Origin of the sequence: Pradoshia sp. D12 (assembly GCF_008935075.1) — a bacterium.
Classification (GTDB): domain Bacteria; phylum Bacillota; class Bacilli; order Bacillales; family Pradoshiaceae; genus Pradoshia.
In genome coordinates this window covers 1,538,496-1,553,141 of record NZ_CP044545.1, presented here as the reverse complement: position 1 = coordinate 1,553,141, position 14,646 = coordinate 1,538,496, and the positions used below count along the sequence as shown (strand labels likewise).

At 34.7% G+C, this 14,646-nt stretch carries 14 protein-coding genes and 1 riboswitch; of the genes, 7 read left to right on the top strand and 7 right to left on the bottom strand.

The genetic code is table 11. The features are described 5' to 3' along the window. The first annotated feature begins 260 nt into the window (after positions 1-260). Positions 261-911, top strand: a complete 651-nt coding sequence (gene trhA / locus F7984_RS07615; protein ID WP_066100039.1) for a PAQR family membrane homeostasis protein TrhA — start codon at positions 261-263, stop codon at positions 909-911. A 327-nt stretch (positions 912-1,238) separates the two neighbouring features. On the opposite strand, the gene F7984_RS18960 is transcribed toward trhA, so the two are convergent. From F7984_RS18960 to F7984_RS07600, 4 genes are all read right to left on the bottom strand, one after another. Beyond that, positions 1,239-1,412 (bottom strand): hypothetical protein, encoded by a 174-nt coding sequence (locus F7984_RS18960; RefSeq protein ID WP_181161988.1) that lies wholly within the window; start codon positions 1,410-1,412, stop codon positions 1,239-1,241. Positions 1,413-1,465: 53 nt separating this feature from the next. Then, entirely contained in the window at positions 1,466-2,263 is a 798-nt protein-coding gene (locus F7984_RS07610) for a type II toxin-antitoxin system SpoIISA family toxin (RefSeq protein ID WP_066100042.1), read from the bottom strand. Positions 2,264-2,364: 101 nt separating this feature from the next. Continuing rightward, positions 2,365-2,823: a hypothetical protein gene (locus F7984_RS07605; RefSeq protein ID WP_066100045.1), complete on the bottom strand. Its 459-nt coding sequence runs from the start codon at positions 2,821-2,823 to the stop codon at positions 2,365-2,367. Beyond that, positions 2,816-3,289, bottom strand: a complete 474-nt coding sequence (locus F7984_RS07600; RefSeq protein ID WP_140461313.1) for a DUF2243 domain-containing protein — start codon at positions 3,287-3,289, stop codon at positions 2,816-2,818. The genes F7984_RS07605 and F7984_RS07600 overlap by 8 nt, the downstream gene beginning before the upstream one ends. 142 nt (positions 3,290-3,431) lie before the next feature. Here F7984_RS07600 and F7984_RS07595 point away from each other — a divergent pair, with 142 nt between their 5' ends. Beyond that, complete coding sequence (locus F7984_RS07595; protein WP_140461312.1) at positions 3,432-4,964, top strand: FAD-dependent oxidoreductase; 1,533 nt, start codon at positions 3,432-3,434, stop codon at positions 4,962-4,964. A 256-nt stretch (positions 4,965-5,220) separates the two neighbouring features. After that, entirely contained in the window at positions 5,221-6,081 is an 861-nt protein-coding gene (locus F7984_RS07590; RefSeq protein ID WP_066100054.1) for an EamA family transporter, read from the top strand. 122 nt (positions 6,082-6,203) lie between these two features. On the opposite strand, the gene F7984_RS07585 is transcribed toward F7984_RS07590, so the two are convergent. After that, the gene (locus F7984_RS07585; protein ID WP_140461311.1) at positions 6,204-6,824 is read right to left on the bottom strand and encodes an FMN-dependent NADH-azoreductase; all 621 of its coding nucleotides are present in this window, start codon (positions 6,822-6,824) and stop codon (positions 6,204-6,206) included. Between the two features lie 180 nt (positions 6,825-7,004). Between F7984_RS07585 and F7984_RS07580 the strand changes: the two genes are divergently transcribed. Together F7984_RS07580 and F7984_RS07575 are read left to right on the top strand one after the other, a co-directional pair. After that, positions 7,005-7,424, top strand: a complete 420-nt coding sequence (locus F7984_RS07580) for a MarR family winged helix-turn-helix transcriptional regulator (RefSeq protein WP_066100061.1) — start codon at positions 7,005-7,007, stop codon at positions 7,422-7,424. Between the two features lie 10 nt (positions 7,425-7,434). Continuing rightward, positions 7,435-8,658 (top strand): MFS transporter, encoded by a 1,224-nt coding sequence (locus F7984_RS07575; protein WP_140461310.1) that lies wholly within the window; start codon positions 7,435-7,437, stop codon positions 8,656-8,658. A 229-nt stretch (positions 8,659-8,887) separates the two neighbouring features. Here F7984_RS07575 and F7984_RS07570 read toward each other — a convergent pair whose 3' ends face one another. Then, a complete protein-coding gene (locus tag F7984_RS07570; protein WP_181161987.1) occupies positions 8,888-10,366 on the bottom strand; it encodes a sensor histidine kinase in 1,479 nt (492 codons plus the stop codon). Then, positions 10,359-11,015: a response regulator transcription factor gene (locus F7984_RS07565; protein WP_066100072.1), complete on the bottom strand. Its 657-nt coding sequence runs from the start codon at positions 11,013-11,015 to the stop codon at positions 10,359-10,361. Before F7984_RS07565 ends, F7984_RS07570 begins: the two co-directional genes overlap by 8 nt. 366 nt (positions 11,016-11,381) lie before the next feature. After that, positions 11,382-11,508, bottom strand: a riboswitch (cyclic di-AMP (ydaO/yuaA leader). A gap of 428 nt (positions 11,509-11,936) precedes the next feature. Here F7984_RS07565 and F7984_RS07560 point away from each other — a divergent pair. Both F7984_RS07560 and F7984_RS07555 read left to right on the top strand, forming a co-directional pair. Further along, the gene (locus F7984_RS07560) at positions 11,937-13,238 is read left to right on the top strand and encodes an NCS2 family permease (RefSeq protein ID WP_066100075.1); all 1,302 of its coding nucleotides are present in this window, start codon (positions 11,937-11,939) and stop codon (positions 13,236-13,238) included. Between the two features lie 133 nt (positions 13,239-13,371). Continuing rightward, the gene (locus F7984_RS07555; protein ID WP_140461308.1) at positions 13,372-14,598 is read left to right on the top strand and encodes an aminopeptidase; all 1,227 of its coding nucleotides are present in this window, start codon (positions 13,372-13,374) and stop codon (positions 14,596-14,598) included. The last annotated feature ends 48 nt before the right edge of the window (positions 14,599-14,646 follow it).

Genomic DNA, 14,646 nt, shown 5'->3' with positions numbered 1-14,646 from the left:
GTCTTGGTATAGTTAAATCTTTCATATAACAGACCTGCGTAAACCACAAAAAAACTGATAACCAGTTTCCTTTTCTTAATTAAGATGAATTCAAAAATATCTCATTTAACATGCATACTATAAAAAGGGTGATAAGTAGTTATTAAAACTATATAATGAATTGTCGAAGCAATAATATAGAGTATTAATATTTACATATTAATGATATTGCATTATACTAATGATAATAATTCATATTGTACTAGAAAGAAGGAAATTTAATGAAGGACATTCATGTTTATAGCAAAGGTGAAGAAATCGCAAATGCAGTTACCCATGGCCTGGGTGTTATATTAAGTATAGTAGCGCTGATTTTGCTGGTTTTCCATTCCTCTATATATGGGACCGCTTGGCACATCGTTAGTTTTACTATATTTGGAATAACAATGCTTCTTATGTATCTGTGCTCCACTCTTTTGCACAGCTTACCCCAGGGCAAAGCTAAGAATGTATTTGAAATATTCGACCATTCAGCTATCTATTTTTTTATCGCAGGTACGTACACGCCATTTTGTTTTATTGTATTGGACGGTTGGACACGTTGGACTTTATTCGGTATTGTCTGGGGAATAGCTTTTGGGGGAACAGTTTTTAAATCATTTTTTGTTAAAAAATATATGATCGTATCAACACTTCTTTACATAGTAATGGGTTGGATGATTGTCTTCGCATGGAAACCATTGGTCAACTTCCTTGAGCCAAATGGAATGATTTTATTAGTTACTGGAGGTATTCTATACACGGTAGGTGCTATCTTTTATGTATGGAGAGGCTTCAAATTCCATCATGCCATTTGGCATCTTTTCGTTATCGCCGGAAGTGTTATGCATTTCTTCTGTATTCTCTTCTACTTACTTCCATGGGATAAATAATAACATATTCTTATTACAATTTAAGGCAGCTCTCCCTATCCGGAAGCTGTCTTTTTTATCTTTAACGAATGTTTTATTTAGCCTTTAGTCTCTTCAATTATCCAAATTTACCTCGAAGTTTTTTTAAAACTCTAATGGCCTCATGATTCATTTTACTGATCCTTAATGCCTTATTGCCCAAAACTGTGTACCTTCTGTTTTTTCCTAATTGTTTAGTTACATTCTTAGATGTCATATTTTATGCTCCTAACATGTGCATTTTGTTATAGCTTATGCTATAACACAAAAAAGCAATACAAAAAAAAATAACAAAGTCCCATCACTTTGTTATTTTACAGAGTATATATAAGCCAATGCTTTTTTATTCATTTCTTTTACTTTCTTTGTCTGCTTACTGACTGATTTATCAGAGAGATGGGTGATTTTGGGACCTGACTGGGAGTTTTTTGCCATTGCCTCAGCGGAATCGTCAGACTGAATGTTATTTCTCCTACGCCTCATAGCCATCTTACTCCTCTCTTCCTTAACTTTTATACCCTTATTATACCAAAGTTTTACATAAACGAATCATAAATGTGAACTAAATTAGCAATATGAACACCATCCACTTCAATGGGAATGCCCTTATCTTTCTTTAAAACTATAATAAAGTTATACATTTGTAAATGGATAGGAATTAACAAAGCATCGTGGTCTTCAAGGGTGATAACCTCTAAATTGAAAATCGAATCGGTAAAGCTTTGTAAAAGCTGCTGATTAAAATCGAAATTATGTATATGATCAATCCTGATAAGCTTTTGTTTAATTCTCTCCCTGACGGATATATCTAAGTCAATCGAATCGTCAGCTTCGTACTGATTGATATCAACTGACAAACCAAATTCCTCACAATACAGGACAAGATATTTCTTTAACTCTCTCTCATATTCTTCTCCGTTTTCAGGAACAGGCTTTTGCTCAAAATAATAGATAGCATCCTGTACTAATAAGGACATATGCTCTACCTTTGTCACCGTCGCTCGTTGAATTTTTTCATTTTCCTTTATGGTAGCTTCAAGAAATTCAGAACCTGTTATAAACTCTGCCTGCCATATCTTTAAAATGCTTGGTGTTAAAAGAACGGATAAATCGATAAAAACAACGATTGCAGTTAAACTCAATATATATGTCCAGTTGGTTATATTTATTCCGCCTGCAATAATGCCGATTCCGAGGCAAAGCACAAATAACGTATAAAGGCTTCGGCGAAAATTTTTTAAATGCAAGTCAAATATGGAAGGTTTTACGATGGCCATCATACAAGAAACGAGAGAAAAACATACTAGAATAGCAATATAAATTTTTCCAAACATTTCATCCTCCATCGATAATCATTTATATGAATAATCATACCATTTAATTCCAAATTACCATATAGGTATATCTTCTGAATTGTCAGATGACTGTTTGTAATCTATTTCACCTTAAGTTTATAGTGATAGGCAATCTCCTTACCGTTATACATTAGTGCTTTATGATTATTCGTATTTAACGTAACCTTCACCTTGTACACCCCTGGTTTGAGTGTGCCTAAATCATAATATTGACCATAAATTCTATTCTTTTTATCTCCATTCATATATAGATGGGCATGACCTTCATTAATTCGTTGCTCATTCGAACCCAGCTTTTCTGGTTTAAACGAAAAGTTTTTTGTGTTGATTTTCAGCATCCAACACCCTGTTTGATCCTGCTTGATCCATCCATTAATTTCCGGAATTTTCACTTCACTTATATTGCTTATTTCTAATCCATCATGTTGTCCCGTATGCCCAGCATGAGCATCATTGCTGAAATGGCTGCTTTGTTGATGAAAATATAGCATGATGGATACAAACCCAGCGATAACAATAAAGCTAAGTATTCTATACATGAATCTCTTCGCCACCCTTATGCCTGGACGCACTATTTTTCAAATACAAACCAATCAAAAATAAAATAGCTCCAACTATCAGAAACGCTATATCATAGAATAAAGCATTGGGATCACCTGGTTTTACCCTATGAATCTGCAGGATATGATGATTAACAATCCCTTCCAACATATTGAATAAACCTGAGCCAATTAAAAACCAACTAATAATCTGTTTGACACCCTGCTTTTGGTCTGATGGGTTACCAGCAAGCCATAAAATAAAGCCCCCTGCCACCAAAGCAATCGTCACCGCAAAATGAAAAATCCCATCACTCATGATTTGACCTGAGCGACTCGTTTCCATCACGACACTATGCCATTGTAAAAGCTGATGAAAAATAATCCCATCCATAGCACCCATAAAGCCGAATCCCAACAGAAAGCTTCCTATTACTAATAATTTCTTTTTAGTTTGACTCCTCAATCGAATTCCCCTCCAGCCCCCATTTTTTTACTTAATATCCAATCGGTCTTCATTATAAACAATCCGTTTATCATAATTAGCTGATTTTTTTAACAAAACATGGGTAACTATATACTATATTGGAAAAACCGGAGGGGTTAAAATGAATCAATTACCTAATCAATCGAGTTCATATTGGACGAAGTTCATGCAGAATCAAGAAGAACTGAAATTTAATAAGCTACAAAATGATTTAGAAACAGATGTTGTTATAGTTGGAGCTGGAATAGTCGGTATTTTAACGGCTTATCAATTGGTCAGCAAAGGAGTAAAGGTTGCATTAGTTGAGGCAAGCGAAGTGATGAATGGGACAACAGGCCATACAACAGCAAAAATAACCGCCCAGCATGGATTAATTTATGACAAATTAATTAATTCGGTAGGTGAAGAAAAAGCGAAACTATACTATCAGGCAAATATGGATGGCCTTGAATTTATCCATTCTCTCTACAAAGAAGAAGAGATCGATTGTGATTATGAAGAACAGGAAGCCATCCTTTACGCAGAGACTGAAAAATTTGAAAAGAAAATCAAGTCAGAGTTCGAATCTTATCAAAAACTGGGCATTCCAGGTAAACTTGTCGAACACCTGCCTTTGCCTTATCCAATCAAAAATGCCATTATTATGCCTAATCAAGCACAATTTCATCCAGTTAAATACTTAGGCCATATTTTAAACCTGATTATAAAAAAAGGCGGACAAGTATTTGAACAATCGCCAGTAGAAGCTATTGAAGATGACGATAAAGGACCTGTTCAAGTTAAAGTGAAGAATGGACATACCATTTATTGCAATAAAGTTGTGATTGCTTCCCACTATCCATTCTATGATATGCAGGGACTGTACTTCTCTCGCCTGAGCCCGAAACGCTCTTACATTGTTGCCGCTGAAATCAAGGAAGACCTACCAGATGGAATGTACATTAGCGCCGAGCAGCCTACCCGCTCAATCCGCCATACAAAAGACGGGGATAAAACCCTGGTATTATTTGGAGGAGAAAGTCATAAAACCGGTCAAAGCGAAAATCCATTTAAGCATTATGAAGCACTAAAGGATTTTGCCGAAAAGTATTACACAGTTAATGACCTTCCATACAGATGGTCAGCACAGGATTTAGAAACATTGGATTATGTCCCTTATATTGGTCCATATTCTTCTATGAAGGATCATATTTTTGTTGCAACTGGTTTTGGGAAATGGGGAATGTCGAACGGAGCTGTCGCTGCTCTAATTTTAAGTGATTTAGTACGTGGAAAAGAAAATCCATATTTTGATCTGTTTACCCCCACTCGTTCAGAAACACATATACAATCTGCCGGTAAATTCATAAAAGAAAATATAAATGTAGCAAAAGAATTAATTAAAGGAAAACTTGCTGATAAAGATATCAGTCCAGATGAACTTAAACCCGATGAAGGCAGTATCGTTACCTTTAATGGTAAAAGAGCCGGTGCCTATCGCGACCATACAGGTAACGTTTGTGTAGTAGATACTACCTGTACCCATATGGGGTGTGAAGTGAAATGGAATAATGGAGAACGTTCCTGGGATTGCCCATGTCATGGATCCCGCTTTGCACCTAACGGGGAAGTCATCGAAGGCCCAGCAGTTAAACCGTTGGAACGTTTGAATTAACAGCTTGAAATGAGATTCCCATATCCCTACTATATATCCTTTGAATCCTAAAACTAAAATACACTTTTTATGCCGGGTAGATAATCTATGTGACATAAGGAGTGTATTTTTTCTTCATGTAAATACAACTCAAGAATCAAGTATTTAAACTTATATGAAACCAAATACCTTTTTAAATGGAATTGAGTTATAGTTAAAGTTAGAAAAAACCAGAGGAACAAACCGATTCTAAGTACATAAATAAGCGAGGATTTTCATGAGCATACTGTTAGCTTTACTGGCTGCTTTATTTGCAGCATTAACGTCAATATTAGCAAAAATCGGGATTAATAATGTGAATTCAAATTTGGCCACTGCGATTCGAACGTTTGTAGTCCTAATTATGGCTTATGCCGTTGTTCGAATAACCGGGCAATGGGATGAGCTGTATACTATCCATCCTAAGGCATGGATTTTCATTATCTTATCAGGTATAACCACTGGCCTATCGTGGCTATGTTTTTTTAAGGCCATACAAATTGGTGATGTATCAAAAGTAGTTCCTATTGATAAATCAAGCGTCATAATTACAATTATTTTATCCTTTATCATCCTTCAGGAACCGTTGACTCCGTTAGTGATTGCAGGAGGGGTCGTTATTACGATTGGTACTTTTATTCTTATCGGTAAGAGAGAAAAAAAGAAGAAAGAAGGCTATCTTCAGTCGTATATTTTCCTGGCTGTCTTATCAGCCGTTTTTGCAGCACTAACCAGTATATTGGCGAAAATCGGTATCGAGGATGTCGATTCAAATGTCGCCACCTTCATTCGTACTGTAGTGATCTTAATTTTTGCCTGGAGCATTGTATTTTTCCAAAGAACGCAAAAAGATCTTAAAACGATCTCTAATAGGTCCTATGTCTTTTTAATCCTATCGGGTATCGCAACTGGCTTATCTTGGTTGTGCTACTTTGCTGCCATTCAAATCGGAAAGGTGTCTATCGTAGCTCCCATCGATAAATTCAGCGTAGTCATTACAATGGTGTTAAGCTTTATTATTTTAAAAGAAAAACCTAATAAAAATACGATTATTGGTGGTATTGCGATTACAATTGGTACTATTCTGCTTATTTTTTAACAAACGCGTCATTTATCGTCCTTTATATATAAAAACAGTGGGAATTCTTAATCGAATCCCACTGTTTTTATTGTTTTCTATATTAATGGTAAATCCAACGATATAGTATTGATGTTTCTTAATTAGAAGCGGGCAGCAAGTTTAGCTGTTTTCTCAAGCCCTTCTGCAACAATTTCAACCGTACGGTCTGGGTATTGATTATGTCCTTCAATAACCATAACTTCTGGGTTAGTAATTCCCCAAAGGCTAATAGCAGATTTAACTAAATTAACTGCCATTTCCGCTCCTGGTATAGCTGAGTAATCAGAACCTCTTGCAGACAATAGTGCTACCTTTTTATCAGCTGCATATCCTATCGGACCTTCAGCAGTATACTTAAACATTTTTCCGGCTTGAGCCAAATACGAAATATACGTAATTAATGGCGCAGGAACAGTTGAATTCCAAAGAGGGAAGGCAAAAACAATTTTATCCATGGATAAGAATTGATCGATATATTGATTTGCTAAATTAACATATTTAGTTTCTTCTTCTGTTAATTCGATTCCTTGATTGTTTTTATAAAGAGCGGTAATCGCCGCATTTCCATAGTAAGGGAGTTCTACTTGGAATAAATCCAGCTCTGTAATTTGATCAGTTGGATTTGCTTCTTTATATGCATGTAAAAATGCATTGTACATTTGAACAGAAACAGCTTGGTCTGCCGGTCGATCGTTTACTTTAACAAATAAAATTTTAGTCATATGTATACCTCCATGTACGATATATGATTTGTAAATTTATTTTAATATAGTTTGAATTCAAAGCAAAATAATATGCCTATCTTTTACCATTATAAAAAGACTGGACATCTTCTCCTCTTCTCTGCCATAATAAAAAAATTGGATTAGTTAACTAAAGTAACTAATTTATAAGGAGGTAAAATGGAAAGATATCAACAGTTATTTCACGAGTTGTCTATGGTGCATAAACCTTATATTGACCAGTTAAATGAAATTCTAGGTAGATATGCTTTGAACAGACCACAATGGACAATTATGTATATCCTTTTTAATTATGGGCCACATACCCTTGTTGAGATATCTAAATATCAAAGTATCGAAAAGCCAGCGATAACCCGCACAGTCAACAGCCTCGAGCAGCAAGGGTATATTCAGTCATTTTCAAGCTCAGATAAAAGGAAGAAAAATATTCAACTGACTGCTAAAGGAGAGAAACAATATAAAGTTGTAAGAAGTGAGATTGATGAATTTCAGATTGGAAAGTTAATAGGTATTACGACAGATGAACAAGAACAATTCCTAAATATCCTAGAAAGGATTAAGCAAAATTTTAATGAGTAAGGAGATAACTATGCAAACGGAACGAGCAAAATTATGGACAAAAGATTTTATCATTGTATCCACCATTAATTTTTTATTAACACTTGTTTTTTATTTATTAATGGTGTCAATTTCGGTCTATGCTGTTGAACAATTTAGTGCTTCAACGAGTGAAGCAGGACTGGTTACCGGAATTTTTATTATTGGAGCACTTATTGGCCGACTTCTGACAGGTAGAATTATCGATAAATACGGCAGAAAAAGAATATTATTATTCGGACTTATCGTTTTTACATTAACAACTATTTTATATTTTGGGATTAATAGCTTGTCTTTTTTGATGGTTAACCGCTTATTACATGGAATCGGATTAGGAATTGCAAGTACGGCTACCGGTACCATTGTAGCGCAAATCATACCAGCAGAACGACGTGGTGAAGGCGTTGGATATTTTAGCCTTAGTGCCACTCTTGCTACTGCGATTGGTCCTTTTTTAGGTATTTATTTAAAACAGCATACAACATTTGAAGTCATTTTCAGCTTTTGTATAGCATTGGGAGCTGTTAGCTTTTTAACTGCCTTTCTATTAAAAATACAAAATGAACAATCTCACACTTCTGTTGAATCAGAAAACAATAGAGTTAAGCTTTCCAGTTTTATTGAACCAAAGGCTATCCCCATTGCTATCGTTATGATGCTGGGAGCCCTATGCTATTCAAGCGTCTTATCATTTATTACTTTCTATTCAGAAGAGATTCAATTAGTTGAAGCAGCAAGTTTCTTTTTTGTCGTTTATGCAGCAGCGGTTTTAGTGTCAAGACCTTTTACTGGCCGCTTGTTAGACTTAAAAGGATCTAATATTATTATGTACCCCTGCTTACTTGTATTTGCCCTTGGACTTCTTCTATTAAGCTATGCTAATAACGGATTTATTTTGCTTTTAGCCGGCGCAATTATTGGACTCGGTTTTGGGAATATCCAATCTACAACTCAGGCTATTGCCGTAAAAGTGACTCCTCCTCACCGAATCGGTTTAGCAACAGCAACCTTTTTTATCTTTTTGGATGTAGGCTTCGGAATTGGCCCATATGTACTTGGAATGATTATTCCTTTCACAGGCTATCGAAATCTCTATCTAATCATGTCGATTCTCGTATTGGCATTAATCGTAGTCTATTATTTTATGCATGGAAAAAAGGATTCTTTAGAGATGCGCAATAAATTAATAAAGCTAGAGCAAACAAAATCAAATTAAAGATCACCATTAAGGAAAAAAGCGGAAGGTCCGAGATTGGATATTCCGCTTTTTTCTATTAATTCGATTTCCATTCAGCATAATAGCATTCACATTCTATTTTAACCGCTATGATAAATGCTCTAAAGCAGCTAAAACTTCAAGTAATAAAACGTATTCTCCAAGAAATATTCAGTAATGTAAAAAAGAGTGAGGCATGCATTAAATTGTTGCCCCACTCTTCCCTGCGCTATTCTTCAATATTTTCCTGTTTAATATGCTTGAACTTCAGCGAAAAGGTTGCTGATTGATTTGTACTATTTACATCAATATTCACATCATAAATTTCAGAAACCCTTTTAACAATCCATAACCCAATACCCGATCCAGACGTTATCTGCTTAGCCATACTTAGACGTACATACTTATCAAAGATCTTATTGATATTAGAATAATGGATAGATGAGCCAGTGTTGGTTACGTCAATATTAATAGTATTATCAAGCTTATTCTCTCTAATTCCCACAAAAATGGTTGATTCCTTTGTAGAATATTTCACTGCATTGCTCAATAAATTCTGCATGACTAATTCAAATGAATACTCATCAATCCAGATTTTGGTGGTTTTACTTACATTATCATTAAAAATAAATGTGTAGGAGGGGTAATTCCTCATATAGGCAGCCATTAATGGTTCAATACAGCTTTTTGGTTCTATCCAGCTATCTGGAGGATTTCCTCCTAAATAATAAAGTTCATGCGATAGTTTAATACCCTTTAATAATGAATCTATATTACTAGATTCATTTTTAATATGAAATAATCCTTCCTTTATCTCAGGAAGGGTATCCGTTTCAATCAGGTCCTCCAAATATTCGATGGTATTCTTAATATTATGAGCAGGATTCCGAACCTCATGGACAATCTCTTCTAGGAAAGCATGCGTCTCGTCGGTTACAGCGAGCATTTTTTCAACACTACTATTGGTAACATTGTTTAACTCTTCCATTTCCCTTAACATATAGTCATTCATAAAATGGGGTGTAATATTAAACTTGTTTTTCAGCTTATAATGATTGGTCATCTTCGATAAAGGTTTAAAAATAGTTTCAAATAATAAGGCCTGAAACAAAAAGAAAAAAATGAATATAATCAAATATAAATAACCATTCGTGATGAGTATTTCTTTAAAATCTTCAATAAGCAGAACCGAGAGATTTATTTTCGTATATAACTGACCATTGAATGCTTCCGTATGAATGGCATGCTCAATTTCAGCTATTACAGATCCATTAACTTCATAAAACTCAACCTTAATTTTTTTATCACTTAAACCATCTTTTACATAGATGTCTTCTCGACTCTGACCTAATAACCACTTAATTATTGGTAAATATTTTTTATCTTTTCCTTCATAAATATTGATATTCTTTGATGTTTGGTTATAAGCAATATTTTGATAACTTGAGTCATTATCCAAAATCATCATATACTCATAAGCACCAGGTAGCTTACCGAATTTATCATTTAGAAAGTCTTCCTGTAAACCGTATTCAGCTAAATGAGTTTCAACCAAATAGAAGTTCGGCAATACTTCATTGATTCGATGTTTTGCATAATCGTTTACCCGATTAATATTTTGCAGTAAGACTATGCCTGTAAATATCAAGAACATGAGAATATTGGATAAAATGGTAAACCGTTTAACAGTAAGCCAATTTTTAGTCATTGATTTCATATCCAACATTTTTAATCGTATTAATGCTATTCTTACCTATCTTTCGTCTAATCCGATTTATCGTTGTATTAATAATGTCATCACTCATATCCCCATGCTCAGTCCATATTTTTTCCCATAATTCTTGTTTACTGACAACTTGATTTTTATGTTCTAATAAATACGTATACACCTGCATTGGAATTTTCGATAGCGTTTCAACACTGCCATCTTCTTTCGTAATCGTACCACGAAGAGGCTCAATTTTTAATCCTCTATGTATATAATACGAATTATTTTTTACTGCTGTACTTTCCATAATATTTTTTATGTTAAGGACAAGTTCTTTGTAGCTGAAAGGCTTTGTAAAATACAAAAGCGCACCTTCCTGTAATCCTCGCAATCTTGCATCTGACGAATCTGCTCCGGTAACGAGGACAAAGGGAATATTATGTTTTTTCCTTATAATAGAAGCAGCTTCCAAACCATCAATAATTGCACCATGAATGGTAATATCAAAAATTAATAAATCGTATTTCACTTTATCACAAGCTATAATTGCATCCTCTGGATCGTCAAAATCATCTACTGTATATCCTTGTAATTCAAGCCTTTTCCTTAGTACTTTTCTCGCAACAGGCTCATCTTCTAAAATTAACATTCTAATGGGAATCACCCTCTTTAAAAAAGTAAATAAATTATATCACCATAATTTTTTGAGGTAAATACTTACTTGTATTTTTATGCATAAAAATGCCATCATTATTTCATATAACTATTAAATCTAAAGGGATGTGTAGTTTAAGCAAAAAAAGAGTGATTCCATTAATAGCGGAAATCACTCTGTGTTTATATTGACTTTAAAGTACGACCAATGAGTATACGTTTTATTGATGAAACCACTCTGCTCACCCGCTTTTATTATTAAGAAATTAATAAATTAATAGCTTGATCAACAAAAAACGCCTGCAAGCCATCAATAAATAGACCTGCAGACGTTATATTAGTTTCGTCTCACAAGTTCCACCTTCCTTCTCATAAAACGCTGAGGAGTTAGCTGTCGGATTCGTGCCTACTGAGTAGCCCTACCATAATGGATTCACCCCAGAACACAATGGGTCCCCCGCGCAATTATGCTTAAGCGATTTAGAAATTAGAAACTTTGATAATAATACTCCCGATATGAAAAATGTAAATATTTTCATCTACTAATTTTTGTATATTTTTAATTTATTCACATAAATTTCTTTTTGTTTTTTGGTCACAGTCTACTTTGTATTTCAACCTATACAGAAGTCACAAAAGTAACATCAACCATTTACAAATCAAAGTCCTGAAATGTTGAAGCACTATTCATAATGACTTCTAATACTAACAATCAGTTTTAGTATGATAATGTTTTAAATATCAACCTCATAACTAGGATAAAGCCTCTCTTTAATCCTCATATTATAAGTAGTTATTGCAAATAATTAATATAATTATTAATTTGTGGTTGAAAAATAACCTAAAAGCGAATATTATATTAAATGTCGTCAAAAACGTTCGCTTTTTTAAAGGTGAATAGATGGAGGTATACGAATTGTTAGACAAATTTTTCTCAATTAGCCAAAACGGGTCTACTGTTAAAACGGAAGTTTTAGCTGGTATAACTACTTTCTTTACAATGGTGTACATTGTAATAGTTAACCCGGCAATCCTTTCCGCTTCAGGAATTCCCTTTAATCAGGTATTTATTGCTACCATTATCTCGGCAGTAATTGGTACTTTAATTATGGGCTTGTATGCAAAATACCCAATCGCCGTTGCGCCAGGTATGGGAATAAACGCTTACTTTACGAGTGTTGTTGCGACACAAGGACTTAGCTATCAAGTGGTTTTAGGCGCAGTATTTATCGCCGGACTTTTATTTATGTTATTAAGTTTTAGTAATTTACGTGAAAAGATCATTAATTCCATCCCTCTTTCTATTAAATATGGAATTACATCCGGTATTGGTTTATTCATAGCGTTTCTTGGTTTTAAACAAGCACAAATCTTTGTCGCAAACGAAAGCAATCTTGTTGGTTTAGGTGATTTAACTGCTCCTGTTCCATTATTAACAATTGCCGGTTTATTCATTACCCTTATTCTTATGGTAAGAAAAGTACCTGGTGCTTTGTTTATTGGAATGATTATTACAGCAATTATTGGCTATTTTACAGGCATGCTGGACATTACAGCCAAGCAATTACTCCCTTCACTTCCAGAAGGAATAGCATTTTTTGATTTAGATCTCGGTGGTGTATTCACTAACAGCTTATACGCCGTTGTATTTTCATTCCTACTCGTAACGATTTTTGACACAACAGGTACAATGGTGGCTGTATCCGAACAGGCCGGATTATTAAAAGACGGTAAGTTTCCTAGGGCAAAGCAAGCTTTCCTTGGTGATTCTATCGCTACTACTGTTGGTGCTGCTTTTGGTACAAGTCCTTCAACAGCATATGTAGAATCAAGTACAGGTGTTGCTGCCGGTGGTCGTACTGGTTTAACAGCAGTAGTTGTTGCTATATTGTTCAGCTTAGCATTATTCTTCTCACCATTTATTGGAGCCATCTCAAACTTAGCTTCCATTACAGCTCCTGTTTTAATTATTGTTGGGTGCTTTATGATGGAAGGTATATCAAAGATTAGATGGTCTGAGTTTGATGAAGCTTTTACAGCATTTGTTATTATCCTTGCGATGCCTTTAACTTCAAGTATCTCTACTGGAATCGCATTTGGATTTATTATTTATCCAATCTTGAAATTAGTTGGTGGCAAAGCGAAAGAAGTTCCACCTCTTGTTTACATCTTTGGTGTACTATTCCTTATTCAATTGGTCTTCTTAGGAGGACATTAATAAAAATGCTATATAGAGCTGGATTTCTTATAGATCCAGCTCTATATTTTTATCCAAATAAATTTTTGATATTTTCTGATATCTAGATGATATACTTTTATAGTAAATAATATTGTATGGGGAGGATTAATCCATGAATAATTTTGAAGAAAAATTAGATCGTTATGCTGACTTGACTGTTAAGAAAGCTGCTAATGTACAAAAGGATCAAATTGTATTCATCATATCCACTATTGAAACTGCACCATTTACACGTAAACTTGTTAAAAAAGCCTATGAAGCAGGTGCAAAGCAGGTTTTTGTGGAATGGAGTGATGAAGAAATTAACCGAACGAAATATTTGCTGGCACCTGACGAGGCATTTACTGAATTTCCTTCATGGATGGCTGCCTCCAGAAACGAAATGGTTGAAAGAGGTGCAACTTTTATAACGATTGTCTCTCAAGATCCGGATTTACTGAATGGGATCGACTCAAATCGGATCGCTAATTTTCAAAAGGCTGCAGGTAAGGCTCTCAATAATTTACGCGAAGCAATGCAGTCCAATAAGATCAGTTGGACAGTCGTTGCTGCTGCAGGTGAGGGTTGGTCCAAAAAAATATTCCCTGGACAAGAAAACAGCTTAGATTTACTTTGGGATGCCATCTTTTCTTCAGTCCGTGTTGATCAGGAAAATGTTATCCAAGCATGGGAGGAGCATCTTGATACATTAATCAGTAAAGCTGATTATTTAAATAACAAAAAATATAAATACATACACTATAAAGCACCTGGTACGGATTTAAGAATTGAACTTTCCGAGAAACATAAGTGGTGCGCAGCAGGAGCTAAAGACTCAACCGGCAAAGAATTCGTAGCCAATATGCCTACTGAAGAAGTATTTACGATTCCTTTAAAAAATGGAGTAAATGGCACGGTTTCAAGCACAAAACCGTTAGCTTATGGCGGCAATGTAATTGATGAATTTACGTTAACATTTGAAGAAGGAAGAATCGTAAATGCCGTGACAAAAAAAGGAAATAAAATTTTAAATCATCTTATCAATGTTGATGAAGGAGCTAAATACCTGGGTGAAATTGCGCTGGTACCTCACCATTCACCGATCTCTGAATCAAATATCTTATTCTATAATACGTTATTTGATGAAAATGCTTCTAACCACCTCGCCATTGGAGCTGGATATCCATTTTGCCTCGAAGGTGGAGAAGAAATGAATATCGAACAATTGCATAAGTATGGGGTAAATATCAGCCAAGTGCATGAGGACTTTATGATTGGTTCAGCTGATATGGACATTGATGGAGAATTGCCTGATGGTACACGTGAGGCCATATTCCGAAATGGGAATTGGGCGTTTTGATTCTATTTACAGGTTTATAACCCTTAAATAATAGTAAAATTGCTTTTA

What these genes read in the sequence shown, in the direction of transcription:
- trhA (WP_066100039.1), top strand. Translation starts at nt 261, where the DNA reads ATGAAGGACATTCATGTTTATAGCAAAGGTGAAGAAATCGCAAATGCA.
- F7984_RS18960 (WP_181161988.1), bottom strand. Translation starts at nt 1,412, where the DNA reads ATGAGGCGTAGGAGAAATAACATTCAGTCTGACGATTCCGCTGAGGCA.
- F7984_RS07610 (WP_066100042.1), bottom strand. Translation starts at nt 2,263, where the DNA reads ATGTTTGGAAAAATTTATATTGCTATTCTAGTATGTTTTTCTCTCGTT.
- F7984_RS07605 (WP_066100045.1), bottom strand. Translation starts at nt 2,823, where the DNA reads ATGTATAGAATACTTAGCTTTATTGTTATCGCTGGGTTTGTATCCATC.
- F7984_RS07595 (WP_140461312.1), top strand. Translation starts at nt 3,432, where the DNA reads ATGAATCAATTACCTAATCAATCGAGTTCATATTGGACGAAGTTCATG.
- F7984_RS07590 (WP_066100054.1), top strand. Translation starts at nt 5,221, where the DNA reads ATGAGCATACTGTTAGCTTTACTGGCTGCTTTATTTGCAGCATTAACG.
- F7984_RS07585 (WP_140461311.1), bottom strand. Translation starts at nt 6,824, where the DNA reads ATGACTAAAATTTTATTTGTTAAAGTAAACGATCGACCGGCAGACCAA.
- F7984_RS07580 (WP_066100061.1), top strand. Translation starts at nt 7,005, where the DNA reads ATGGAAAGATATCAACAGTTATTTCACGAGTTGTCTATGGTGCATAAA.
- F7984_RS07575 (WP_140461310.1), top strand. Translation starts at nt 7,435, where the DNA reads ATGCAAACGGAACGAGCAAAATTATGGACAAAAGATTTTATCATTGTA.
- F7984_RS07570 (WP_181161987.1), bottom strand. Translation starts at nt 10,366, where the DNA reads ATGACTAAAAATTGGCTTACTGTTAAACGGTTTACCATTTTATCCAAT.
- F7984_RS07565 (WP_066100072.1), bottom strand. Translation starts at nt 11,015, where the DNA reads ATGTTAATTTTAGAAGATGAGCCTGTTGCGAGAAAAGTACTAAGGAAA.
- F7984_RS07555 (WP_140461308.1), top strand. Translation starts at nt 13,372, where the DNA reads ATGAATAATTTTGAAGAAAAATTAGATCGTTATGCTGACTTGACTGTT.